General features: G+C 47.4%; 21 protein-coding genes and 1 pseudogene. 5 read left to right on the forward strand and 17 right to left on the reverse strand.

Annotated elements, in window-relative coordinates:
* Nucleotides 1-9: 9 nt before the first annotated feature.
* The 3 genes from BMZ79_RS24840 (at nt 10) to BMZ79_RS24850 (ending at nt 3,575) form a co-directional block, all read left to right on the forward strand.
* Entirely contained in the window at nt 10-663 is a 654-nt protein-coding gene (locus BMZ79_RS24840) for a carboxylesterase family protein (RefSeq protein WP_090645411.1), read from the forward strand.
* 339 nt (nt 664-1,002) lie between these two features.
* Nucleotides 1,003-1,380 (forward strand): BlaI/MecI/CopY family transcriptional regulator, encoded by a 378-nt coding sequence (locus BMZ79_RS24845; protein WP_090645414.1) that lies wholly within the window; start codon nt 1,003-1,005, stop codon nt 1,378-1,380.
* A complete protein-coding gene (locus tag BMZ79_RS24850; RefSeq protein WP_090645417.1) occupies nt 1,377-3,575 on the forward strand; it encodes a M56 family metallopeptidase in 2,199 nt (732 codons plus the stop codon). Before BMZ79_RS24845 ends, BMZ79_RS24850 begins: the two co-directional genes overlap by 4 nt.
* A 213-nt stretch (nt 3,576-3,788) precedes the next feature.
* On the opposite strand, the gene BMZ79_RS24855 is transcribed toward BMZ79_RS24850, so the two are convergent.
* The 9 genes and pseudogenes from BMZ79_RS24855 to BMZ79_RS35665 form a co-directional block, all read right to left on the reverse strand.
* The gene (locus tag BMZ79_RS24855; protein ID WP_090645419.1) at nt 3,789-4,556 is read right to left on the reverse strand and encodes a class I SAM-dependent methyltransferase; all 768 of its coding nucleotides are present in this window, start codon (nt 4,554-4,556) and stop codon (nt 3,789-3,791) included.
* Between the two features lie 337 nt (nt 4,557-4,893).
* Nucleotides 4,894-5,313 carry an SMI1/KNR4 family protein gene (locus tag BMZ79_RS24860; RefSeq protein WP_218154776.1) on the reverse strand — a complete coding sequence of 140 codons (420 nt, stop codon included), beginning with the start codon at nt 5,311-5,313 and terminating at the stop codon, nt 4,894-4,896.
* Nucleotides 5,314-5,530: 217 nt separating this feature from the next.
* Entirely contained in the window at nt 5,531-6,043 is a 513-nt protein-coding gene (locus BMZ79_RS24865) for an AAA family ATPase (RefSeq protein ID WP_090645424.1), read from the reverse strand.
* 220 nt (nt 6,044-6,263) lie between these two features.
* Entirely contained in the window at nt 6,264-7,166 is a 903-nt protein-coding gene (locus BMZ79_RS24870; RefSeq protein WP_256253096.1) for an IS110 family transposase, read from the reverse strand.
* 238 nt (nt 7,167-7,404) lie between these two features.
* The gene (locus tag BMZ79_RS24875; RefSeq protein ID WP_090645427.1) at nt 7,405-8,421 is read right to left on the reverse strand and encodes a zinc-binding alcohol dehydrogenase family protein; all 1,017 of its coding nucleotides are present in this window, start codon (nt 8,419-8,421) and stop codon (nt 7,405-7,407) included.
* Complete coding sequence (locus BMZ79_RS24880; RefSeq protein WP_090645430.1) at nt 8,421-9,371, reverse strand: aldo/keto reductase; 951 nt, start codon at nt 9,369-9,371, stop codon at nt 8,421-8,423. Before BMZ79_RS24880 ends, BMZ79_RS24875 begins: the two co-directional genes overlap by 1 nt.
* A 1-nt stretch (nt 9,372) precedes the next feature.
* On the reverse strand, nt 9,373-10,866 hold the full coding sequence (locus BMZ79_RS24885) for a UxaA family hydrolase (RefSeq protein WP_090645432.1): 1,494 nt from the start codon (nt 10,864-10,866) through the stop codon (nt 9,373-9,375).
* Nucleotides 10,859-12,337, reverse strand: coding sequence for a tagaturonate reductase (locus tag BMZ79_RS24890; RefSeq protein ID WP_090645435.1), 1,479 nt, complete (start codon nt 12,335-12,337; stop codon nt 10,859-10,861). Before BMZ79_RS24890 ends, BMZ79_RS24885 begins: the two co-directional genes overlap by 8 nt.
* Nucleotides 12,338-12,359: 22 nt before the next feature.
* Nucleotides 12,360-12,847 (reverse strand): annotated as a pseudogene (locus tag BMZ79_RS35665) (amidohydrolase).
* A gap of 464 nt (nt 12,848-13,311) precedes the next feature.
* Between BMZ79_RS35665 and BMZ79_RS24900 the strand changes: the two are divergent.
* Entirely contained in the window at nt 13,312-14,172 is an 861-nt protein-coding gene (locus BMZ79_RS24900; protein ID WP_177222322.1) for an AraC family transcriptional regulator, read from the forward strand.
* Between the two features lie 135 nt (nt 14,173-14,307).
* Here the strand turns inward: BMZ79_RS24900 and BMZ79_RS24905 are convergent, their stop codons facing one another.
* From BMZ79_RS24905 to BMZ79_RS24915, 3 genes are all read right to left on the reverse strand, one after another.
* Entirely contained in the window at nt 14,308-15,210 is a 903-nt protein-coding gene (locus tag BMZ79_RS24905; RefSeq protein WP_090645440.1) for a carbohydrate ABC transporter permease, read from the reverse strand.
* 18 nt (nt 15,211-15,228) lie between these two features.
* On the reverse strand, nt 15,229-16,140 hold the full coding sequence (locus BMZ79_RS24910) for an ABC transporter permease (protein ID WP_256253097.1): 912 nt from the start codon (nt 16,138-16,140) through the stop codon (nt 15,229-15,231).
* A gap of 121 nt (nt 16,141-16,261) precedes the next feature.
* Complete coding sequence (locus BMZ79_RS24915; RefSeq protein WP_090645444.1) at nt 16,262-17,944, reverse strand: type 2 periplasmic-binding domain-containing protein; 1,683 nt, start codon at nt 17,942-17,944, stop codon at nt 16,262-16,264.
* 473 nt (nt 17,945-18,417) lie between these two features.
* Here BMZ79_RS24915 and BMZ79_RS24920 point away from each other — a divergent pair, with 473 nt between their 5' ends.
* A complete protein-coding gene (locus BMZ79_RS24920; protein ID WP_218154777.1) occupies nt 18,418-19,245 on the forward strand; it encodes a helix-turn-helix domain-containing protein in 828 nt (275 codons plus the stop codon).
* A 148-nt stretch (nt 19,246-19,393) separates the two neighbouring features.
* Here BMZ79_RS24920 and BMZ79_RS24925 read toward each other — a convergent pair whose 3' ends face one another.
* From BMZ79_RS24925 to BMZ79_RS24945, 5 genes are all read right to left on the reverse strand, one after another.
* A complete protein-coding gene (locus BMZ79_RS24925) occupies nt 19,394-20,971 on the reverse strand; it encodes a response regulator transcription factor (RefSeq protein ID WP_090645450.1) in 1,578 nt (525 codons plus the stop codon).
* A complete protein-coding gene (locus tag BMZ79_RS24930) occupies nt 20,952-22,706 on the reverse strand; it encodes a sensor histidine kinase (protein ID WP_090645453.1) in 1,755 nt (584 codons plus the stop codon). Before BMZ79_RS24930 ends, BMZ79_RS24925 begins: the two co-directional genes overlap by 20 nt.
* Before the next feature lie 30 nt (nt 22,707-22,736).
* Nucleotides 22,737-23,606, reverse strand: coding sequence for a carbohydrate ABC transporter permease (locus tag BMZ79_RS24935; protein WP_090645455.1), 870 nt, complete (start codon nt 23,604-23,606; stop codon nt 22,737-22,739).
* Between the two features lie 18 nt (nt 23,607-23,624).
* Entirely contained in the window at nt 23,625-24,536 is a 912-nt protein-coding gene (locus tag BMZ79_RS24940) for an ABC transporter permease (protein ID WP_090645457.1), read from the reverse strand.
* A gap of 82 nt (nt 24,537-24,618) precedes the next feature.
* Complete coding sequence (locus BMZ79_RS24945) at nt 24,619-26,271, reverse strand: extracellular solute-binding protein (protein ID WP_177222323.1); 1,653 nt, start codon at nt 26,269-26,271, stop codon at nt 24,619-24,621.
* Nucleotides 26,272-26,340 lie beyond the last annotated feature (69 nt).

Here is a 26,340-nt window from a genome sequence, read left to right on the forward strand (position 1 = left end):
GAATGTTAGATGACGCAAACTGCCCGTCGGATGGAGAAAGAAATTCTGAAGAAGGTATCTTTAAACTTTTTGCTGCATATTCCTGACGGCTATGAGAAAGATTCTACTAAAAAGTGGCCTCTGATTTTGTTTCTACATGGTTCCGGCGAACGCGGTGACAACGTGGAGCGAGTAGCCATTCACGGAATCCCCAAGATCGTACAACAACAAACCGATTTCCCGTTCATCGCTGTGTCTCCGCAGTGTCCGGAAGATTCTTTTTGGGGCGCCGAAATGGATGCCTTGATACTCCTACTTGATGAGATCGTTATGAGTCACAATGTCGATGCGACCCGGGTTTATTTGACGGGGCTAAGCATGGGAGGCTATGGGGCATGGCAGTTAGGAGCCATTCATCCTGACAGATTCGCTGCTATCGTTCCGATTTGCGGGGGAGGCAATCCAAAGCGAGTCGAGGCATTAAAGAAAACGCCGGTGTGGGTCTTTCACGGTGCTCAAGATAAAGTCGTGCCTATTTCTGAATCGGAGAATATGGTTGAAGCATTACAAGCTATTGGTGGCAATGTGAAATTGACCGTTTACCCGGATGCTGATCATGACTCTTGGACGGAAACGTATGAGAATCCGAAATTGTATGAATGGTTGCTTCAGCACTCTTTGTAAATGGCTTCAATTCCACAGCACCGTTTTTAGCTTATTTCCTTCCTTTATAAACGAGAAATCGGCAGACCTGCCCTGGCTGTCGATTCTTTTTTTTATTGCACTATCTTGTCCTGTTAGAATTCCTGTAAAACGAATAATTGGTGTTTGAACAAAAACGAGCGCCTCAATTTCGCAGGAACTTGCCGTTATTTGTGATAAGATTCAGCTTAACGGGGGCATCGGCTAAGAATAGGTTCGTAACTACAAGAGTACATTTTATGCTTGACAAGTTACGTTTACATCTGTAATCTGGCAATATCGTTTACGAATGTAAACAGAAGGTCGAGAAGGGTGAATAGGATGCTCGAGTCCCCGCACATTACCGAGGCTGAAAGCGAAGTCATGAAGCTTCTCTGGCACAAGGAGCCCTTGTCCGCCAGCGAGATAATCGTTAAATTATCCCAACAAATGCAATGGTCCGATCAGACGATTAAAACCTTCCTGAATAGGCTTCACAAGAAAAAAGCGATTCGATTCGAAAAATCCGGCCGGAACTACCTCTACTATCCGCTGGTTTCGCATGAAGAATACTTAAAAGCCGAGAACCGTTCATTCCTGAATAGGGTGTATAAAGGAGCCGTAGGGATGCTATGCGCGAAATTTCTCGAAGAAGAGAACCTCTCGGAGAAAGATATTGAGGCGCTTCAACAAATCTTGGAGAACAAGAAGAAGCCATGAAGGTTCTGGAATCGGTCTTCTCTCTTCTGTTCGCTGCGTCACTGGCATCGACGGTAATCGCATTGATCCTGCTCTTGATCCGGAGGCTGTTACACAAGTACCTTAAGCCTAGAGTCGTTCATCTATTGTGGTTTCTGATGTTGATTAAACTTCTGGTTCCCATTGCTCCACAGAGTCCTATAAGCCTGTTTAATGTGATGCCGCAATCTTCCCTGATGGAATGGAATTTAGGTCAGACGAGTAGGCAGCCCGCTCCCTTTACTGAGACAGGTGCCGGCTCGGAAGTTCAATCAAATGATTTTGATGGAAAAAAACAGCTTCCCGAGCTCGCCCCGAACCGGGGGGACGTACCACGAATTTCAGCCATAACACATTCTTCTCAAGACTATTCCCCAAGGACCGCGAACGGACTAACTTGGCTATCGATTGGTTCGTTAATATGGCTTGCAGGGCTTCTATGCTTGGGAGGATACTACCTGTTTAGCATACTGTTATTCCGCGGAAGAGTCGGAAACTCCCTACCGATCGAGGACGCTGAAGTACTCGCCGTTCTTGAGGCGTGCAAACGGAAGCTTAACATTAAAAAACGGATAGTCGCCTATGAAACAAGCCGTCTTGGCAGCCCTTGTCTCTATGGCTTGTGGAAGCCGAGGATTTATTTGCCCGAAGATATCGGTACAATCGCCGATTCAACTCAGCTGACCCACATCCTGATGCATGAGCTGATTCACTACAAACGTAAAGATTTATGGTTCAACTCCCTGTGGATTCTCTCCATAGGGCTTCATTGGTATAACCCTTTTGTGTGGCTTTCCCTAAGAAAGATGAAGGTCGACCAGGAGGTGGCCTGCGACTCAAGCGTTCTTGAAGCGCTGGGCGAGCATGAAGCTAGGTCCTATGGCATGACCTTGCTCATGCTGTCGCGCTTATTCTCCCGACAGTTCTCTCCTCTAATCAACCTATCGCATTTCGGGGACGGCAAACATGAAGCGAAACGGAGAATCATGATGATCGCCAAGTTTAAGAAAGATTCGTACAAACTATCTGCCGCTGCTATTCTCTTCGTTCTTGTCTTGAGCTCCATCTTGCTCACGAATGCGACAGATGCCCGGAAGGGTACCGAGTCGGCTGTTGCCGCCCAAGCAACAAACCTTGGTTTGGATCTATATCCGATATACAATGATTCGTTCAGATGGTTCCATAGTCTCGGCCGCGCACTCGATTTTCCGAAATATGCCTTTAAAGTGCCTGACTATCTTCCAGAAGGTTATCGGTTTGAGAATGTATTATATTATAGAAATTTCACCCGTCCCAACGATGCCGATCTTATTGATGTAGCCTCCATTACTTTCGTAGCCAACTTTGGCCAAAAAAATGAACAAACCATAGAGATTAAAGCTTCCAAGGGCAACGGCAATTTGTTGGAGCACAATCAATTGCGGGGGGCTCATTTCCAACGTGCGAACGAGACTCCCAAATACCGACAGGAAGCCGTGACGATCAGCGATGTCAAAGGCATTCTATTCACCGATAAGAGGCGCTACAAACAAAGGCCCGAAACGGGCAAAAGCTTCTACTGGCAGGATGGCGGTGTATCGTACGCAATCGATTATTATAGCGAGCACATGTCGCAAGATGAGCTTGCAAAAATGGTACAATCCTTTGTTTTCCCGCAGCAAGTTCAGCATGTCCGTTACGATGGGGAAGGAAATTCATTTCCCCTTTATGACGAGGAGGATTTGCTTGCGGCGAAGAACGTTCTCGGCTTTAAGGTGAAAATCCCGTTGGAATTGTACGGACTTCAATTGAGCGGTTCGATAATGCTTAGAGCCGGCGATCAGAATACGGGATATGCGTTCAGACAAGCGACAGACGCTCTGTGGACGACCTATTCCGCACCGAACGATTCCTCCAGCTACGATATAAACGATACTTTATTGCTTTATCAGAGTAAAGATCCGCTTTTTAATGCGTCCGAGCTCTCTCTCACTCGGAAACTCGAGCTCGGCGGCGTCGAAATTACGGCTTATGAGGACAATAACCATGTTTACTTCCCATCCGGCACCGAAGTGAATTTTCCTTATTACTTGTGGAAGCAGGACGACGTTTATTATACTGCCGTTTTCTCTGGCATAGACAAGCAAAAGTACCAGGAAGACAGCCTGAATGCTATCATTTCGACCTCCGGGCAATAGCTTCTGGGATGAAAGGGATATCTTTGGACATAGCGGCATAGGAAAGTTTTTTCGCCGTCACTTAGGGTACGGTTCTCCGCGCTGTCTGTAACGGCAAGTTTTAGGGCCATCCTTTGCGGGATGGCCCTTTCTTTGATTTCGCTTTGTTCAACTAACGTGCCCGTTGATTGAAATACCTATAAAGAATAAGATAGGTAAACGATCTGACCATTATTAACGTTTTCGGCAAACGCAAACCATCAGTGGGCTACTCGCTTGAAATGAGGCCAATTCAAAATCCCCATACATCTCTTCTAATTTAAATCCATTATAATACAGTACACTTTCAAGCTCTTGGGGGAAGAAGTAGCGTAGTGCAAAAGGTTGTATAGTTTCTGATACATCAGACTCATCTTTCCAACGACGATCAGTGAAGACGTAATGCTCGAGCTGAGTCTTGTGTTCATACGAGCGACGGTACGTACTGCTACATGAATAGCCATCTTTATCAACCCATGTCCCGCCATCGTTTTCGATGCTTGAATCTGCCGTTAAACGCGAAAGAATCGGATTCCGAGTTTCGAATGCAAAAACTCCATCTTGATCAAGATGCCTGTGAATGGTACTTAACAATCCGTCCACTGATTCTCTATCCAAAAAATGTTGGAACGAGTTTCCAGTGGTAAAGATAAACCGAAACTTACGCCCTAGCTCAAATTGTCTTGCGTCCGAATGAACCCAATTAACATAGACCCCTAAACGTTCGGCCTTCTGTTTTGCAGCTTCTAACATTTCTGGAGTAATATCAACACCCGTAATTTCAAACCCGCGTTCTGCTAAAGGTATTGTAAACCTTCCCGTTCCACAAGCGACGTCTAGAATCGTCCCCCCCTGTTGAGCTGCAAGGTCCAAATAAAACTTCCATTCTACTTCATCTAAATTGTTTAATAGGTCATAAGTATCCGTATCCCGATACCCCTCTAAATTATCGTAATCTAACATAGTCACCTCTCCATAAATGTCTTTTCCGGGCACTTATACGATGATCCCCTTTAATAAAATCCGTCCTCATCCCAAACACAATTGCTGTCATGACTATGCACCCCCGACTATCTTATTGGAATTATTATAGCATATTACCTAGAAATACTTGGATCTTATTCAACTCTTCTGCCCGTTAGCTCAACGATGGCAGCCTGAGGCCGGCTGCCATCGTGTCAAGATTGAGCTATCGTGTCCCGTATATTCAACGATTTAGCGTTTAAGATCTTAATACAGGTCTGGAGCGTTAAATCAATAAAGTTCAACTTGTTCGATGCCACGTCTAACTGTTATGAATTTAGATTGCAATCTCACCTAATGTCCAGTCTTTAATAAACTCTTTAAGTGAAGCAGCTACTTTTGTTCTACTACCTTCTTCATGGTCTCCAACATAAATTCCATCCTGGATAACTCCATTTTCTATAATATAACAGAAGTAATCACCATTCCCTGCATCCGAGAAGAGCAACATGTCATCATAGGATAGTCCCATTTCCTTGTTGTCTTCAGAAGTTCTCTCTTCAATATGTAACGTTGAATAAATCAAGGGTGAACCCCACTCATCATCAATTCCGTTTGTTTCAAGGAGTAACTGTGACAATTCCTCGGGACACACAACACCTAGTTTCTCGCCGATCTGAGCTATTTCATTTTCGTTAGCAGGGGGATTGAATCTGTAGTCTTGCGTAAAGGTAATCTTTCCACATAAACGAACCATCCTTTTCAATTACGTTATCGTTAATGCCATCTTTCGGAACTCCATTTCAACTAGAGAGTGGTTGAGAAGGCTCCATTAATAACCCACCAATCGCAACGACGGCAGCCGATCGTTTTGAGGCTGGCTGCCGTCGTCCAAATTGAGCTATCGCGCACGTCCTATTCGTATCCAGGTGCACTGATGCATTGGGCTGTTCTTGAGCGCTCTTAAGTTAATGTCATTGGCGTTCATTTGCTTCGATTTGATGGAGGATTTCGTCAACGACGTGCCCGATCGGTGCGGTGGCGTCGATTATAATCCCGTTTTTGGGAATGCCTTCTTTCGTTTGATGCAAGCGCCGAATGATTTCCCGTTCCTCTGGTCTGCCACCCCAGTCAGTTGGGTCCAGTGCCACTCGCTCATCAATCCGCCGGAGACAGGTTTCTAGGTCGACCTCAAGGACAAACACGCTGTCGAAGAGATCAATGAATTTGGGAAAATTACGCGAACCACCGCAGAAAAATGTTATTGCCTCATCTTGATTTGCAACCAAAGCTTTTACTTTATCTACATACCAAATGTGGTGTTCGGGTTCAAAGCCATCCGTCGGGGTACCAGTTTCTGGGTCGCCTTGATAAGCCAATTCACGGTCACCATGAATGGCATGGTATCCGCGCCGCTGCAACATGTTGCAGACCGTAGTTTTGCCGACGCCGGAAACGCCTTCAATCAGATAATTCCTTATGCCCATAGCAGACCCTCCCCTTCAAGTACCTCCGCCACTCTATATAATGAAATTACTCGTGATGTAATTACACTATCCTCGCTCTTTGAATAAATGCTTTTCTCCGAATTACTCACGCTATCTCACGAATACGGTGTTTTCAAGAACACATTTCTCACGACTAGTTGGGACGGTTATCAAGATGAAGAAATTCCTGGGGGCGTAGAAAGCGCAAAGACACCTCCCCTTAAACCACTTGCTGTAAAAAGTGGCTCCTTAGGAAAGATATAGTCGCAGTATCGCGCCCAATCCCTTTCATGGCTAACAGCTGCTTGCTGCTTGGAATCTGTTCCAGGAGTTCATCCATTTTGGCATGCAACTCGGTGAGCTGTCCCTGAAGAAATTCGTACTGCGTAAGCAGCAGCTGCAGTTCCATCTTGGCCAGTCCCTTGCCTTGTTCAATGCCTACAGAGCGGCGTGCTGCCTCTTTAAGGCTGTGAATTCGGCTCAAACCAGCGCCGCGCTTCGCTACCTGTCTCATATGTTCCAGCAGATACTCGTCGGATACATGGATGATCTCAGCCGGCAAAAGGTTGAGTTTAAGAAGCTGTATGGCCGATTTGCATTCCCAATCCTTGAACACCGTCAGAAATTCGGGAAAGTAACGGTCAAGCCAGTTATGCATGCGCCCTTGCACTACACGCAGGTCGGTCGACAGATGGTCGCGAATCTTCGTCGCCTCTCGCAATTCGGCGTAAACGCCCTGCGGCAGGCTGGGTACGGCGTACCGTCCGTCTTTGACCAGTTGAGCAATGACGCGTGCGTCTTTTACGTCATTCTTCGTCGGTGAATTGTCGTCGAGTTCTTTCGTTCTCTTTACGTGCAGCGGATTCACTACGCCGCACGTAATATTTTGTTGTCTCAAATGATGAACGAGATTCAGCCAGTAATGACCTGTCGGTTCCATACCGACAATAACGTCTTGATATCCTTGCTCAGCCATGAGCTTATGAAACCAATGCGAAAAGTGCTCAAACCCATTCAAACTATTCTCGAAGGTTACCGGCTTCCCTACTTCCACGCCCCGGAAATTCTGGGTTCGAGCCACTTGTCGGAATTCTCGATAACATTTCCTTAATTTCGTGTTCATGCAGTGTTTGCTGAATAATCACCTCCGCTCGCTACGCATCTTTCATCGAAAGTAGCTAATTTCTAATCACATGGCGATCACCTCCATTTTTATTTATAGCTACATTATAATTAAGTGGCCTAATGGTCACCATGCAGTCGTTTGTGGGTTTATTTGTATTTTCTTTCCATTGCATCAAAATAGGCTACACCGCATTCGATGTAGCCACAGTATCAATATCTAGCATTGTCGATCAATCCTACAGTTCCAACATCGCTTTGATGACTTTTGTTTCGGGCTTCAGCCAGCTTTCAAAATGCTCAATCATGTCCGCGAACGGAACGCGATGCGTCACGTAACTGCTCACATCGATAGCTCCTGCAGAAAGAGCCTCCATAACGGTGTAAAAATCTTCCCGAGTTGCATTTCGACTTCCCATAAGCGTTAATTCCCGTTTATGGAACTCCGGATCATGAAAAGCGATATCCGACTTTACAAGCCCGACGAATACGAGTGTTCCCCCATGTGAAACGTATTGAAATGCGCCGCTCATTGATTTTGCATTACCCGTCGCATCAAAAACGACCGTTGGGAGCTCGCCTTGATTGACTTCCAAAATCCCTTTGCTCGGATCATGCAAAGCGTTAACGATCTCATCCGCCTTTGCCCATGTTTTACAAAACGAAAGACGTTCTTCATTCACGTCCATGGCGATTACCTTCGCACCTGAATGCTTGGCAATGGCCATCACGCCCAGCCCAATCGGACCGCCGCCGATAACGAGAACCGTTTCGCCCGGCTGAACGTTAGACCTCCGAACAGCATGTGCTCCGATTGCCAAAGGCTCTAAAACTGCCGTTTGGTCAAGCGTAAGTCCGTTCGTCGGTATTGCACGGTCGACCGGAATCGATATCCTCTCTCTCATTCCGCCATCGATGTGTACGCCAAGTACTTTCATGTCCGTACAACAGTTTGTCTTGCCGTTACGACAAGCAATGCAAGATCCACAATGCATGTAGGGGATGACACTTACCTGATCGCCTGCACGAAGTCCTTGTTGATTTTCGCCAATTTTCGTGATTATGGCCGCAAGTTCATGACCAAGAATACGAGGATAAGTGAAAAAGGGCTGATTGCCTTTGTAAGCATGCAAGTCCGTGCCGCATATCCCCACGCGTTTAATCTGGACGATCGCATACCCTGATTCCCATGCAGGCTCCGGCAAATTATCCAACATTTCAAACCGATTCGTTTCCGCACAAACGATGCCTTTCATTAACGGCTCACTCCAATATTTTCATTATATTCAGGCCGGCCGCTTAGCCAAGTCTCATTATGAACGGGTTTTAACATTTCCAATACGTGCAGTAGCAGCCCTTCATCAACGGGTTCGTCCGTCCACATGGCGTTTTTGCGAATATTCTCCGGATTGGCCGTACTAACGAGCGTTGTTGGAATGCGTTCATTCCGTGTTGAGAATTGGACGGCCAGCTTAGCGATGTCTGTACCTTGAGCCGCGCAATATTCTGCTGCCTTCATGCAGGTCTCTTTTACATATGGGCTCGCCGGATGCCATTCAGGCGTTCCGCGCGTTCCTAATAAGCCCATGGATAGAGGGGATGCATTTACGAGACCAATTCCGTTCTCTTCGAGTAAAGGCAGCAGCCCGAGCAATGACGTGTCGTTCATGGAATAATGACAATAGGAGATAATGGCATCCACGTTTACTTGGGGCAATAGCTTCTCGAACAATTGAATGGGGAGTCCGCAGATCCCGGCGAATCGAATCTTACCTTGTTCCTTTAGCTTCAAAAGCGTAGGAACAGCCTCTTCAAGAATGATGGTTACCGGCACGAATTCAATATCGTGCAAAAACAACACATCCAAGTAATCCGTATGCAATCGCTTCAAGCTTTCTTCTACGCTGCTCTCGATCCGCTCACGGGAAAAATCGAATACATCCGCGCCATAACGACCGGCTTTCGTAGACAAGAAGAATTGATCTCGAGGAATCTCCGCAATCGCCTTGCCCAGCACAGTCTCCGCCTTCGTCAAGCCGTAATAAGGAGACACATCGATAAGATTAATGCCTGCGTCAATGGCTTCGTGTACGGTACGAATCGCCTCGTCCTCATTGGTGTCCCGGAACACGGAGCCAAGCGAAGAAGCACCAAAACTTAGAACCGAAACGTCCAGTCCTGTATTGCCGAGTCTACGGTATCTCATGCTACAGAATCACCCCATCTTTAAATAATGCAATTTCGCGAAATCCATTTCGCTCATTGTTTGTCTGTAAGTCGCCTGAAGCAATCGCTATGATCTGCTCCCACAAGTCATCCGTTAATTGATTCATGCTCCGATCCTCAATCAATCTGCCTGCATTGAAGTCGATCCAATGCTTCTTCCGTTCGGCAAGCTCGCTATTCGTAGCGATCTTTACGGTCGGTACCGGACCGCCGAAAGGAGTTCCTCTCCCCGTCGTGAATAAGACGATGTGTGAACCGGCTGCGGATAACGCGGTTACGGACACCAGATCATTACCTGGCGCTTCAAGTAAATTCAATCCGGGAATGGTCGCGCGTTCCCCGTATGAAACAACCTCCGTAATAATTGCCTGCCCGCCTTTTTGCGTACACCCGAGCGATTTTTCCTCTAATGTCGTTATTCCTCCGGCTTTATTGCCAGGTGACGGATTCTCGTAGATTTCTTGGTCATGGCGAATAAAATACTGCTTAAAGTCGTTAATCAAAGCCACGATCTCATGAAAAACCCGTTCATCCGCGGCGCGGTTCATCAGAATCGTCTCGGCGCCGAACATCTCCGGGACCTCTGTCAATATTGCCGTTCCGCGGGCAGCAATGAGTCGGTCTGATACGGCTCCTACCAAAGGATTCGCCGTGATGCCGGATAAACCGTCCGACCCCCCGCACTTCAATCCTAGCTTTAATTTTGCTACGGGCACCGATGTGCGTTTAAAGCGCTGTGCATGCTGGACCAACTCGACGATTAACGCGAGGCCATGCTCGATCTCATCATCCATATCTTGTGAACGCATGAACTTTACGCGTGACGGATCATAATCGCCGATTGCCTGCTTAAAGCTATCAATCTGATTATTCTCGCAGCCAAGTCCAACAACGAGTACACCTGCCGCATTCGGATGGTTCACAAGCGAAGCGAGCAGTTTCTGCGTAAACGCAAGATCATCTCCGAGCTGCGAACAGCCGAACGGATGGGCAAAATGATAGACACCGTCAATGAGCGAACCGTACGCTGCCTCAGCCTTTCTCGCAATCGCTTCGCATGTTTTATTAATGCAGCCCACCGTGTTGATAATCCAAATCTCATTGCGAATGCCGACGTCACCGTTCTCCCGAACGTAACCTTGGAAGGTTCTCTCCGCACCGGCGAGATCCGTAAGGGTGTTGAAGCTCGCTTCATATTTGTATTCCAAAAAGCCTTTTAGCCCTGTTTGGAGATTATGCGTGTGCACCCACGATCCGGGAATCAAATCTGTTTTGGCTATTCCAATTGAATAGCCGAACTTAAGGATATGTTCACCTGCTGCTATGGGGGCTGTTACCAATTTATGTCCCTTCGGAATATCCTCTACAACTTGAAGTTCTACTCCATATTCGAGTTCGATGATCTCGCCCTCTGTCATTGACCGGAGTGCAATGACGACTGGATCGTCGGGATGCAGTCGAACCCATTTATTCATTTACGCTCACCTCCATATCCAAAATATGACGCGTCACTCGGTACACTAGTTCATTGACCGATGATAGGTCATAGGCCCATACTTCTTTTAGGCTCAGCAATAAGAATACCGTTTCTTCCAGAGGCAGCTTATGTGACCAAATCCGTGCAATGGGTTCAAGTAACGCATTATCATCCTTTACCTCGTAGTCAGATCCGTTTAGTTTATGACCCATAAAACGCTCGTTGACTTTGACTATTTTGTAATATCGAAGCAAGGCAGCAAAAGCTTCAATAATGCGATCCGGAATTTCTTCTCCATTCTCGACATAAGTCAACATCGCTGGCAGCACTCGCCCCTTGAACTTGCTCAAGCTATTCATGGCAATGTCGGATAAACGATGATCAATGAATGGATTTAAGAAACGTTCATATACCGAATCCGCATAACGATTCAATTCCTCTGCGTCCAATGGAATCGTAGGAATAATGTCATTTGCCACAGTTTCCCTTATGAACGTTCCTAACCGGGGATGCTCCATAACCTCACGCACGATCTTCAACCCATGCAGCAAGGCAAGCGGCGTCATAAGCGTATGGGCACCGTTAAGTATCCGAACCTTCCGAAGCTGATACGGCCGCAGATCATCCACCCACCTTATATTCAATCCCGCGCGCTGCAGCGGCAGTTCCGCCTCAAGCTCCTTCTCTGCTTCGATCGCCCAGAAATAATAAGGTTCCGCGGTATTCAGCATCGCATCCTCATAGCCCCACTCCATGAACCACGCATCCGCCTGTTCGCTCGGATATCCGGTAACGATACGATCGACCAGCGAATTAAGGAAACGATTATGATCCATGACCCATTGTATGAACTCATCGGGCAAAGACCAACTTTGACAGTACTTGAGAACACATTGCCGGAGCGTATCTCCGTTACGTTCAAGCAACTCGCATGGAAGAAATATCAGTCCGCTATCCGCTGCTCCTCCTAGCGCCTTAAACCTGCGGTAGAGAAGCCATGTCATTTTACCGGGAAACGATCGTACCGGAGTTCCTTCCATCAATGGCTCGGGCGTATAGACCAAGCCCGCTTCTGTCGTATTTGAAACAACAAATCGAAGCGAAGGACTCTCTGCGATCTCAGCGAATTGATTCCAATCGCTGTAAGGATCAAAGACGCGAGAGAAGGACGAAATGATTTCTTTACGCTCCACCCTTTCACCGTTCTCAAGTCCGCGGGTTACCAAGGTATACAGGCCATTCTGGACGGCAAGCTTCTCGATTTTCGCTTTCCCGCTCGGCCTTGGCTGGGTCAAAGCAATGCTGCCCCGGAATAAGCCCTGCTCCCTTGATCGATGAATCATCCAATCAAAAAAACCACGAAGAAAGTTTCCTTCACCAATTTGTAAAACGGTTACTGGGCTTTCTTGGGCGGCATCGTATGCCTGTCTATCCGGGTCATTTAAGATCTCCCGATGAATCCGTCTCATAAACGATAAAACTCCTTTGCGTTTAATAGGAATAGCGATCCTTCTCTTCCTTTGTCCAAGTCTCCGGCAAGGCGCGTTCAAGGATCTCTATCACCTCGGCGTACCCTGCCGCAAGCAAGCATACTGGCCAATCGCTCCCGAACATCGTCCGCTGCTGCCCAAAACAGTCGAGTACGAAGCGGATGTAAGGGACGAATTGGTCGTATTCCCAATTGTGATGTGCCGCTTCAGTGACCATGCCGGACAATTTACAGTAGATGCCGGGATAGGAGGCCAATACCATCATGTTGCGCGCCCAGAGATCAAACTCTCCTCGGCGATTTGCGGCTTGCCAATATGATCGATGACCCCGCGCAAGTTCGGAACCTGCTTCAATAATTCGGTCAATAGCTGTAATTGATCGGACGTTACAAGTAAATCGATAGGGACGCCTAAATCGGCATATACCCGTAGTGCATTCACGAATCCGACTTCGAGAATGATTGCGGGGTTGGCCATGTCCTGAATCATGACTCGAAAACCCACATATTTAGAATTGGCACAAACCGTTGATGCTTCTCGAAATGATTTAGAGATTGAAGGTCAATCCAGCCGACAGCGCCTTTGACAGCTTCTTCCCGTTCGGCAAGCAGCAGTAGAAATGCCGTTTCCGAAGTCGTCGGGGCTGCTTGAACGAGGATGGTACCATCAAATTGATGCTGTTCCAGGCTAGGATTGAGATCCTTCGGTAATAATCACGATACATCATTCGGTTATCGGGCGTTATCCAACCATAATCGCCTCGGTGTATCTTCCAATAATGCTGATGCGCATCGATTCTCATCACCCGTTGACTCTCCTCAAATACGAAATGAAGTTTATACTCTCTAATTTAACAGCAAAAAAATCCAAATAAATATTGAAATATTGCAATTTTATATACTTTTTTGCTATCTTTGATGAGAAGCCTTTCAAGGATTAGGAGTGATATCGCTGTGGAGCCTGTAAGGAAAAACTTTGAATCCCTGCCGGACTTTCCGTTTTCCCTCACGTTTAGGGATACGAAAACGCCCCAAAATGAGCTGCCGAACCATTTTCACGACTGGTATGAGCTGGTCTACGTACATAGCGGCAAAGGCTCATTCTTTATTGACCGGACGATTTATGAAATGCGCAGAGGGGATCTTTTCATTATTCCGGGAAACACGATTCATCGGGCCTTTCCAGATAAAGAAGAGCCTGTTACATCTACAGCCCTATTCTTAAACCCGCTGTTACTCGAACAGCCTTCACTTGGAGAACCCTTCACCTACATGCAATGCTTTGATCAAAGCCGGAAGAATCGCGTGTTTAAAACGGCCTGTTCCGCCGAGCTTCAAATAGACATCGAAAACTTGCTTAACCATATCGAGGCTGAATTACGATTGCAGAAGCTAGGCTATCGGCATGCCGTGCTGTTAAACACGCAACGTTTGCTTCTCGAAATCAATCGTGATCGAAACCATGGCAAACAGCAAAAAGGTCATTCTTCCTTTAAAGGACCTAATTGGGTAAGAGATATTCTGCTCTATATCGACAATCACTTCACGGAAGACATCGGGCTTAGCAGCCTCTGTACCATCGCTTCGGTCAGTCCTGCCCATTTCAGTCGCGTCTTTAAACAATTAACGGGCATGAATGTCACCAGATTTATTAACGTTAAGCGGATCGTATATGCGAAGGAACTCCTTCTTGAGACCGAAGAAAACGTAGGTACCGTTTCTACGAACTGCGGATTCGAAAGCTTGCCTCACTTCCATCAAGTCTTCAAAAAGATTGTTGGCGTAACGCCAAATCAATTCCGAAAGCAAGAATAAGTGAACTAGCTGAAAATGTTTTGCGTGTCAAGCATGTGAAAAGCGCTCCCGTCAATGAGAGCGCTTCGTATTAACTGTCCTTTAAGTTGATTGCAGCCAAGTTTGACTTTCCAGGTTGGCCATAGCTCGAGTGGTTTATTCTTTTACGGAGCCCACAAATACGCCTTGTACAAAATACTTTTGGACGAAGGGGTAGATTAAAAGAATCGGAATCGTCGTAATGATGATTAGAGAATATTTGAGCAGGGTTTCCATATTTTGCATAACCACAAGTTTTTGAGTATCCATCGACGCGGACATGCTCGTATAATCGATTTTATTTTCCACCAGTATTTGACGGAGTACGAGTTGCAAAGGATATAACGAAGGCGAGTTTAAAAAAATCAAAGCATTAAAATACGAATTCCATTGACCGACTGCTCCCCATAAGACGAGAACGGCTAGTATCGGTTTGGAGAGCGGAAGCACGATGCGCGTTAAGAACCGAAAATCTCCGCACCCGTCCAATTGGGCAGCCTCGTAGAGTTCTTTCGGCAAGGAGTTCTGGAAGAACGTCTTCGCGATAATGACGGCAAAGATATTAAGGGCGGTCGGAACGATGATTGCCCAGCGTGTGTTTACCATTCCAAGATCTTTAACGACGAGATAGAAAGGGATGAGACCTCCGTTAAACAGCATCGCGATGAGGATGCCCCAGATCCAGACGCTGCGCCCGACCATCTCCTTTCTGGACAGCGGGTACGCCATCATAACCGTTAGGCTCGCGCTCAACGCGGTTCCGCAGACCGTATAAATAATAGAATTCAAAAATCCGGTCCAAACGGCGTTATATTTAAAGACGCCGATATATCCGTCCAATGTAGGATCGATCGGCCATAGCCATACCTTTCCGCTCTGAACCGCCGCAGCCGAACTAAAAGAAGAACTGACAATATACAGGAGCGGATAGAAGATCAGCAATAGGATAATGCTCAAAAAAATATACACGCAGCATAAAAATATTCGGTCTTGCCCGGATTCCCGAATCGTGGATTGCAACGGACTTCCACTCCTCTCTTAAAACAAGCTACTGTCCGAAACCTTGCGAGCCGTATAATTAACAATCGAGATCAAAATCAATCCAACGACAGAGTTAAACAAACCGATCGCCGAGGCAAAGCTGAAATCGGCATTGACCAGCCCCGTTTTATATACGTAAGTCGAGATTATTTCGGATTTGCTCAAATTCAGATTGTTCTGCAGAAGAAATGTCTTCTCGAATCCCACGCTCAGCAGACCGCCGACGCTCAAGATCAATAAAATGATCATCGCCGGACTGATCCCCGGAAGGTCCACGTACCGAATTTTCTGCAGCCGCGACGCGCCGTCGATTTTCGCCGCCTCATAGAGTTCCGGATTCACGCCCGCAAGCGCCGCAAGATAGATGACGGCTCCATAGCCGGTCTCTTGCCAGATACCGGACCACACATAAATGGAGGAAAATCCGCTGGCGCTTGCTAGCAAGTTAGGAGGGTTGGATATGCCGAATTGATGGAAAACGAGAGCAAGCGGTCCGCTTGTCGGAGAAAGTATGATCTGGATCATGCCGACGAGAATGACCGTCGAAATGAAATACGGCGCATACGTAAACATCTGCACCACTTTTTTAAATCGCACGCTCCGTACTTCGTTCAAGGCGATCGCGAGAATGACCGCACTCGGGATCGAAACGGCAATATAGTAAACGCTCAACGACAGCGTATTTTTAACTAACGGCCAAAAATAGGGCGATGAAATGAACGACTGGAATTGGTGGAGCCCTATCCACGGACTTTTCCATACGCCAAGTACCGGGCTATATTCCCGAAAAGCGATTTGAACCCCCAACATCGGCCAATAGCTAAATGCGATCAAGAAGGCTGTTGGCAACGCTATGATTACATATAACGGCCAATGCCTTACCATACTCCTCTTCATCGCAAGCCCCATTCTCATACTCACCATTCCCTCGTTAAAAAAATTGCATCATCCTCCCTGAGCCCCTTAAGAGGATGATGCCGATCCATGAAAATACTAATCAATGGTCGGAAGGGGTCGACCTGGTTCGGGCTTACTTTATAGACTCCAGAAACTTAACCACTTCCTCGTCTTTCTGGAACGTACTCGTATCGAAAGGCTGAACCATTGCGGATTCGGTAATGCTGAGGTACTGATCGAGACCCAGCTTTTTAACGCCGGAGACGTAGCCGTCCCAATCCTTGTCAAGGGATTTATGCCCGACGATGAATTCGGCCGTCCATTGTTTTACATAGTTATTGATGCTCGTCTTCAACTGAGCATAGGATTGCGAGTCTTCGGGCTTTATCCATATGGAAGCGGGTACCACTTCCTTCGGTTGTTTGCCTGCATAATCCCTTAAGGTGTAATACTGAAGCAAGGCCTCGGAACCGGAACCGTCTGTCGCGAAAGGAGGCTTGGCCACAATGCCGTTTCGCCATTCTTCCGATTGATTGAACGGCCCTAGCTGGTCCCAACCCCAAGTAAAAGGATTAGGCGGCTGGGATGTCAAATTGTACGCTGCCTGAGTCCCCACCAATCCCTTCTCGCCTTCATGGGCTTTGGACCAATATTTTCCTTCCGGACCAAGATTGGCGATCGTCGTTCCTTCTGTCGTCCACATGAAATCCAGCAGCTTCATGATTGCGATTTTTTCATCCTCTTTGGCGCTGTTCGTGATCGCAAACACGGCGCCGCTGACGCCATTTCCTGCGAACGAGGCATATTGGATGCCGTCCGGCCCCTTTAACGGAGGGATCGTCTCCCAATTTACGATATCGCTCATATGGTCGGCACCGACAACGCAATTCATGCAACCCCAAGGAACCACGCCAACCTCATGGTTGATCGCCTGTTTTGCCAGCACGTCATTGGTTTGGGTGAAAGCGGCGGTGCTAATCAAACCTTTCGAATACAGATCGTGAATGTATTCAAGCCCTTGCTTCCACTGATCCTGGATCGGCGAGAATCCGATCTTGCCATCCGTAATGTTCAGATGATCGCCTCCATCATCGTAAAGGAAGGAATTCATGAGAAATGTAGTCGGATCGGAATTCCAGCCGTCCGTAGAGCCGGTTAAAGGCAAAATTCCGTTCTCTTTAAACACCTCAAGCATATGGGCGAATTCCTCCGTCGTCGCTGGGAGACTGAGATTAAACTTGTCCAGCAGCGGCTTATACACCCAAACCTTGTGCGAGTAATAGCAATGTAAGCAGTAGTTATAGAACGGTAATCCATAGACGTTCCCATCCGGCGCGAATATCCCTTGCTTCAGAGCAGGCGTATTCTGAATGGCATTCCACACGTTTGGTGCATATTTTTGCATGAGATCATTCAAGGGAATGAGCACGCCTTGCTTGCCGTACTTCAATAAATCCGCGTTGTTAAAGGACCCCGCCCAAAAAATATCGGGATATTGACCGCTTGCAAGAAGAATGGGCTGCTTCGTTCCTACGTCCGTATTAGGCACGACGGTCCAGTTAATATCGATATTAAACTTTTCTTCCGCATATTTCGTGAACCAGTTAGTATCCAGGTTACCGTTAAAGCTGGACGTACCGGCAAATAAATTCACGGAAACAGGCTTGGAGCTGTTGGATGCCGGTTGTGAACCGGGTGATTTGGAACTACCATTGGAACTGGAAGCGCTGCCAGAATTATTTTGAGAGCAAGCGGCAAGCAGAACGAGAAGCATAGTAGCAGCTAAGAATAGCGACATCCATTTTTTTGCTTTCAACGCAAACACCCCTTTTTCGATTAATTACCTCGATACGCTGTGCCAAGCTTCCCAGGCACGGAATCCCCTCCTTTCATCATGTCTTCCCCAAACGTCATGTACGAATCGAATTTCGAAATTGCTTAGTGTTGAACGCCAATTCGGATTTCAAAGCGTTCATCCGAACGTAACAGGCAGCGACTTCGCCCGACCAGCCATCCTCCACATCCTCCCATATAAATATTTGATTAAAATCCCGAGCGCTTGGAAGCCGCAGCAAGATGCCGGCATCAACAAAATTGTATACGCTTTCATTATTGATCGTGTAATGCCGCTATACATAATCCGTTACTACCAACTAATTTCTCACTTCTTAAGGACAACCTACCTCTTACGCTCAACTAAATAATAAAGGATGACTCCCCTATATAAAATCTTGTATAATTCTTATACGATATAAAAAAATGAAAGTCGGTGATCCGTTGCAACATTTCATGAAACAGATGATGGTTACGACCTTGGATCGTACCCTCCCTATTTTCATTGAATTGATGGGATGGAATGAATGGCAAGAGGAATTCGTTCGACCGGATGGTTACCACTGTTACCATTGGCTGCAGACTACCGGCGGAAAAGGTTTGTTCGAGTGTTCGGGGAAAACGATCACCTTGTCCGAGAATCAAGGCGTTTTGTTGCCGCCACGCGTTCCACACCGTTATGTCACGCTTACTCACCCTTGGTCGACCTGGTATATTACGTTCAATGGGAATTACGCCCCTTTTATTGTTTCTTCTCTGGGCTTGGCAACTTCGACCGTTATTCATTGGGAACCCCATTCCCCTCTGTCTTCCTTGCATAAAAGGAGCCGAAATTTGGCCTTGCGAAACTTGGATTTCAACGGAATGGACGGTTCCGCGTTCGTTTATCGATTTCTGATCAATCTGAAGCGATATGGACAAGTCGACAATCAACGTTCGCTTTCCCAGCATAATCTCAGATTGATGCCCCTTTTCCGATTCCTAGACGAGAATTATTCCGATCCGAATCTTGGGTTGACCCATATGGCCGATCATGCCGGCGTCAGTCCCCAACAATTGAACTTCTTATTTCGAACGGCCACGGGGATGAGCCCGTACCAATATCTCATCCACCTTCGCATTCTGAAAGCAAAAGAAATGTTAATCAACGAAGAAAAACTCACCATTAAGGCGATCGCCTTGTTGGTCGGCTTTCTGGATACGAGCCATTTTGTTTCTTCCTTTCGCAAACTTGAAAACATACCTCCGGGTCAGTATAGGAATATCCATCATAATCATGAATAACAACGCGTAATTTGTTTACCGCCGAGCATGCGCACACAATGCTCGAACTCATCGACGTGAGCACCGAGAACGCCAATAAAGCCGAGACCGTTGCTGAGCCGGTCTCGGCTTAAGATCAAATGACATGACATCCAGGCGGCGTCAGGAATCAATCCCTGAATTCTTGCGGCGTAACGCCAAAATGTTCCTTAAACACCTTGATGAAATACGTCGGGTTTCTATAGCCTGAAAGGCTCGCCACTTCATAAATTTTGTGTCGGCTTTCCTTTAGCAAAAATACGGCCCTCTCCATCCGCAATCGCAGCAAGTAGTCGGAAAGATTCTCCCCTGTTTCTCGTTTGAATACTTTCGATACATGCGTGGGATGCATATAGACGTGATTGGCTATAGCCTGAAGCGAGACATCTTCCGATAAATGCTCCTGGACGAATTGCTGGATTTGAGCCACAAGCGAATGACGGGATTCGGATAACTCCGTGTTCATCTCTCCCTGCAGCCTGTCCAGCATGCTTTTGGCCCAATACTCCAGTTCACCCGCGCCTTTTATATCCATTTCCGCCTGCAAATCATAATCCGCGAGCAGTCTACCGCATTTGTGCACAAAGTAGGAGTACGCAGACTTCAACGAATAATGAATCTCGGACAAATGCTCCTTCGAACCAGAATACTTTCTCCGCCATTCGCAGAATATTTCCTCCAGCTTTTCGCTTGCGGCACTCCAATTTCCTGCCTCGAGCAAGTGCGCTAACAAAGGCGGTGAATATAACGAGGCAACGACATGGGACACCGGCTTCTCGCTATCTCCGCTAAGCCGGACCACAAGGTCGCTGTCGTAACCGATTTGAGAACGTACCGTGGCCACGCAGCGTTGGTACAGATCTTCGACGAAGGCGGGAAACGTTCCTAGCGGTGACAGAATGACGGAAATGGTCAGATGAAGCAATTGACTGACGATTCGCCGCATATCGTCTGCGAGTCGCTCTAGATCTCGCTCGTTCCTCATCCCCGCTTTGCAATTCACGACGAACAAGATATGGCCGTACAAATCCTCGCAGTTCCAGCTTTCGTAAACGTTAGCCAGCAATTCCTCGATAATGTTCGTCACGGCAAAGCCCATCACAATCATATCAGCAGGACGGTAACGATGGTCGTAATCCTCGATGCGAATCAGGATCAACGATACGGTGTCGCCGATTCGAACCGGGATTTGATATAAAAGCAGTTGCTCGGCTAAATTACGTTCCGGCCATAATCGTCCCTGAATCAGATTGTTGAGTAAATTGGAACGCAAGGAAGGCAGATTGCGGTACGCCATCGCCTTCGACTGTACGTATTCCCTCATCCGCTCCCGTTCCAATAGCAACGTGTCAACCGTTTCTTTCACGGCAGCGAGCAACTCGGCATCCTTGACGGGCTTAAGCAGATAATGTGAAGCCTTTTGCCTCAACCCTTCTTGAACATATTCAAACTCTGCATAACCTGTAAGCAGCATGCATCTAATATGGGGCCGTTTGCTTTTGATCGCGCGTATGAGCTCAATTCCGCTCATGCCGGGCATCCGAACATCGGTTATGACAATGTCCGGCTCCTCCCTGTCGATGACGTCAAGGGCCTGCCTGCCGGAAAAGGCGGGAAAGACGTCGGTAACTCCCGTCTCTTCCCAAGCTATGCTTGCGATCATGCTCTCAACCATATGCTCCTCATCGTCAACAATCAGCAGCTTCACCGTCGCCCTCCTCTCTCCAAAGAAGCTCCACCCGAAGTCCCGAAGCAGCGTTTATCGACAGCCTTAAACCAGATTCATATCCATAACGCAGCTGAAGCCGTCGATGCACGTTCCGTAATCCGCAGCTATCCGACCATTCATCGTTGGAACTGGTTAACATCTTCTGCAAAATAGAAAGCCGCTCCCTCGTCATGGCCCCTCCGTTGTCCTCTACGACCAGTGAATACCCGTTAGCCGAGCAAAAGCCCGTAATCGAGATAAGCCCTTCGCCCTCCAGCGCTTCGATTCCGTGAATCAAAGCATTCTCGACAATGGGTTGAAGGATTAATCGAGGAGCGTCAACGCCCATCATATCGTTATTCACATCTATTTCAAAGTGGATTCGATTCATCCGCATCCGATGAATGCTTAAATAGTCCGCCGCGTTCTTAAGCTCCTCCTCGAGCTTGACCATTTGATTCTCGACCAGGGTCGCATAGCGATAATAATCCGACAAATGATAAGCCATCTCCAGAATCGCGTCTTTTCGATTCAGCTTGGTCATGCTGATGATATACGACAGACTGTTGTATAAAAAATGCGGATTGATTTGCGATTGCAATTGTTTGAGTTCAGCTTCCCGCGCATGCAGGCGCTGCTTCAACACGTTCTCGATGAGCTGCTGAATCTGCTCCGCCATCTCATTGAATCTAGAGATAATAAGCCGGAATTCATTATTAGCCCGCAGCGAGATCCTATATCTGTAATTCCCCATTTTGATAAATTGCACTCCCTTGACAAGCGCGCGCAAGGGAACCTGGACATTGCGGTAAAGCACCCAAGATACGGCTATGCCAACGATGAGCAGCAATCCAAGGACGAGATAGGAGAATTGATTGGTCGTATGCAACGGGGTCAGAATCTCGGATAGCGGAACCATGTTTACTACATATCCCTCGAGTTCCCGCACCTCGGAATAAGCAAGGAGATAGGAAATGCCATTCACTTGAAAAATCATGTCGCCCTGATCCGCCAGCTGCGTTCGCTTTAAGGCGAACGCAGCTTCCCGAAGAAGAATCGGAGGGCAGGAACTTGACGATAACGAAATTTCGTTCGGCTTATAAAATAAGGCTTCACCGTTGCCTTGAGACTTAAATTGATCTAAAGTTCGGATGATATTGCGCAAGTCAAAGCTAATTTCGATGATCGAATTCGCCTTTCCGATCCCGCCTTCCTTAACGTACGGTTCGACAGTCAGATGGATCAGCTTAGCCTGCTCGTCGGCCTTCCCATCATGCAAAACAAAATTCCAATTTTTGTTGCTCAGCTTCTGCAGACGCTCCGGATCGAATGCAGCGCCGTCAACGGTCGATACCGTTTGCCCGGATCGAGGAGAATAAACGGTAATATCGTGAACCCAATCCGCTGAGGCGCTTTGCAGGTATAGCTTATCCTGAATGGTTTTGATTTTTTTGATTCGATCGTAATATCCGGAATCTAGCAAGGATAAATCCTGAAATTCAATGACGTTCGGATCGCGAATCAAAATTCGCGAGAAGGTCTCGAGTTGCAGCAGTACATTGTCCATCTGCATGGACAAGGTCGAAAGCTGACTGATACTCGACTGCTTGATCTGCCCGGTGATTACTTTTTCATTTTCTCTATTGGAATACAACAACAAGATCAGCACGGGAAGTAGCAATAAAATGAGTGAAACGACTAGTTTGGAAAAAAGACTGCGTTCCTGGCTGTTCATCCTCTTCGACTCCCTGGTTTTTGCCTAACTTTATTCCTTCACGGCCCCCATCGTCAACCCGTGAACGAAAAAGCGTTGCAAAAACGGGTAAACAAGCAAGATCGGTAATGCTCCGATGAGAATTTGGGAAGAACGAACCGTTCTTTCAGACAACGCCTGCAGCGTCCCGGGATCGATGTTCGTACTTCGCATGTCGCCGCCCTGAATGATTGTCTGCAGAAACGTAGCAAGCGGGTATTGTCGATAATCGGTAATATAAATCAATCCGTCAAACCACGAATTCCAGTGCCATACCATCGCAAACAACGATAATGTGGCCAAGGATGGAAGAGATAACGGAAGATAAATCGTTAGCAGGGATCGCAAATACCCGGCGCCGTCCATATGAGCCGCTTCCTCCAGCTCTTTGGGTATCGCACGGAAAAATTGCATCATCAGAATCGTATTATAGACGTTAACGGCAGAAGGCAGAATCAGAGCCCAAACCGTATTCGTCAAGTTCAGATTCGTCACCACCAAATACGTGGGAATCAAACCGCCGTTAAACAGCATCGTAAAGACGAAAAACCAGGAATAAAAAGCTCGTCCGGAAAACGAACGCGATAGAACGTAGGCCGCCGTCACGGTCAACGCCATAGAGAGTAAAGTGCCCGACAGCGTTCTCTCCACGGATAAGAGCAGCGAATGCAAGAATAAGGGATTCGCAAGCGTTCGGGTATAGGCTTCCGCATTAAAGCCGACCGGCCAAAAAAAAACTTGGTTGGCGCTTGCCGCCGAGCTTGAACTGAGCGATACGGCCGCAACATGGACAAGCGGCAATATGCACAGAATGGAGATCAGCGTCAGCAAGGTCGTGTTCAACCCAGTAAACCATCGATACGCGATTGTTTTTCGATACATACGATTAGCCTCCTTTACTCAAAAAATTCGGTAATTGCCAAAGCGATAGGCAAGCCGATAAGCCAGGACGATCAGAACGAGACCGACGGCGGACTTGAACAAGCCAACGGCAGTTGCGAAGCTGAACGAACCGTTCATGAGGCCGATCCGATATACGAAGGTATCGATAATATCTCCTTCCCGATAGACGAGCGGATTGTATAAATTAAAAATTTGGTCGAAGCCGTCATTCAGGATGTTGCCCAGCGCCAACGTTCCGACGACCAGAATTACCGGTACCAGCGCCGGTAAGGTGACATGAAAGGTTTGCTTGAAACGGCCCGCGCCGTCCATTTCCGCTGCTTCGTACAACGACATATTGATACCGCTCATTGCCGCAAGATAGATAATCGTGGAGAATCCGAATTCTTTCCAGATATCGCTAACAACGACCGTAATTCTGAACCATGTCCCGTTCCCAAGGAAAAAGACGGGATCGGCCCCCAGATCGAATAAAAAGTGATTCACGATCCCTTTGTTACCAAGCATATCCGTCAAGATGCCGCCCAAGATAACCCAGGAAAGAAAATGAGGAAGGTAAACGAGAGTCTGGACGAATCGCTTAAAAAACAAGGCGCGCACTTCATTGAGGAGCAGCGCGAATAGGATCGGAACCACGATATTAGCCGCTATCTTGAGCGAAGCGATTAGCAGCGTATTCCATATCACTTGAACGCTGTCCGGATAAGTAAACATATATTCAAAATGGCTCAAGCCAACCCATGGGGAATGGAGATAACCGAGTCTGGGCTTAAAATCCTGAAAAGCCATGACGAGCCCCGCCATGGGGTAATAACTAAACAGGAGCAAACCAATTACGGATGGCAGGATGAGCAAATGCAGAGGAAGTTGCCGAATCCCTCTTCTCCTGCCATTCTTGATCTCCATCATTCAAGACATCTCCTCTGTTCATGGTTTAGAAACGGCAGGCCGTACGAACGAGATTCGTAAGGCCCACCTTAAATAAACGCCTTTATTCGTGAACCTCTTGGTACCACTCATTCACTTCTTTTGTAATATCGTCCCCTCCGGACGCCTTCCACTTTGCTACGAAACTGTCGAACGAATCGACAGGTTCCTGGCCGTAGATAATTTTCAGGAAGGTTTCATCCTCCATCTTGCGAAGCAATTCACCCTTCTGAGCCATTGTTTCCGTCGGGGGTCCGGTAAACTGATCGAAGACCGAGGCTTGGTCGATATAGGTTTGCAGTACCGCAGCCGCTTCCGCCCACTTCTTCGGCCTGCTGGAGAAATACTTTTCGTACGGGGTTTCAGGCGTTTCTCCCCGGCCAAGCTTCGACATGACCTCAAGTTCTTTTTTCGGTGTTTGGATATCGTTTCCATAGATCGTGTACTTCTTCACATCGATCCAACCGCCCGGAATTTTATTCGGATCATATACGGGCTTGCCGTCCACGAGGACATAATCGTATCCCTCCGCCCAACCGTTGGCGAATTCGGAGGACGGATCGTAGAAGCCTGGCCCCATTATGGCATCCAGATAATCGAAGAAAGCCTTCATATTTTTGAAATCTTTATTGAAGTAGAATCGAACGGAAGACTGCGGTTCGCTCCCGAACCCCATCTTTCCGTCGATCCCCGTCGGGATCGGCACCGGCTCGTAATCGAATTTCATATCGCTGTTGAATGGATACTGCGGCATCCAGGTGGGTCCGAAAACAATGCCGGATTTTCCTTGCACGAAACTTTCCGCCGCCTTGGCTTCATCCATCGTCCCTGCATCCTTATCGAGGTAGCCTTTCTTCATCCAGTCGCTAAGCTTCGCGAGCCCCTCCTTGACTGACGTCTGCACGGAACCATACTGAAGCTTTCCGTCTGCTCCCTCGGACCAGTAGGTCGGAATAGCCGAATGGCCGAATAAGAAATCGCTTGATGCCATGTAGGAATCCTTTACGGCGGTTACGCCTTTTTTTAGGGACATGGACAACCCGATGGTATCTTTGACTCCGTTGCCGTCGGGATCCCGATTGACGAATGCATCCATAACCTTCTCCATATCCTCGATCGTTTTCGGCGGCTGCAGTCCCAGTTTATCCAGCCAATCCTTGCGAATCCAAAGCACGCTGAAGGAGCTCAAGGCATTGAACGTAGGAAGGCCGTAGTGTTTGCCATCGTACGATACGCTGTTCCAAACTTCGGGGTACTTGGCGTATAATTCTTTGATCCGAGGGGAGGCGTATTTATCGAATGCTTCGGTAATATCCATGACTTTTCCGGAATCAACCACCTGATTCTCCAGCGTCTGATCGTTCAACGTAAAGACGTCCGGCAGCTTTTCATTCGAAGTAAGCAGAAGATGCAGCCTCGTATTGTAAGCATCCCCGGTTCCTACGGTCCAATCGACCTTGAAGTCGATGCCGAATTTTTTCTTGGCCCATCTGGTGTGAACATTATCTTCGATGGTCTCTCCGTTTTTGAATTTGTTATCAGAGCCTACGACCCTCCCCAAGGAGATCGTCACCTCTTTGGGGCTTCCCGTGTCCTCATTGTTCGACTGCGCATTTTGCTCGGATTTCGAAGCCGAACTGCAACCTACAACGGACATTAGGGCAACTCCCGTTACAAGCCCAACCCACACCCGCTTAGTCAACAACCTGTTTTTCATCCAATGACCTCCCATTAACGAATCTGGGATTAGTATATCTTTCTCCGCCAGAATTCATATATATCAAAA

The organism is Paenibacillus sp. UNC496MF (genome assembly GCF_900113915.1).
Classification (GTDB): Bacteria; Bacillota; Bacilli; order Paenibacillales; family Paenibacillaceae; genus Paenibacillus_Z; species Paenibacillus_Z artemisiicola.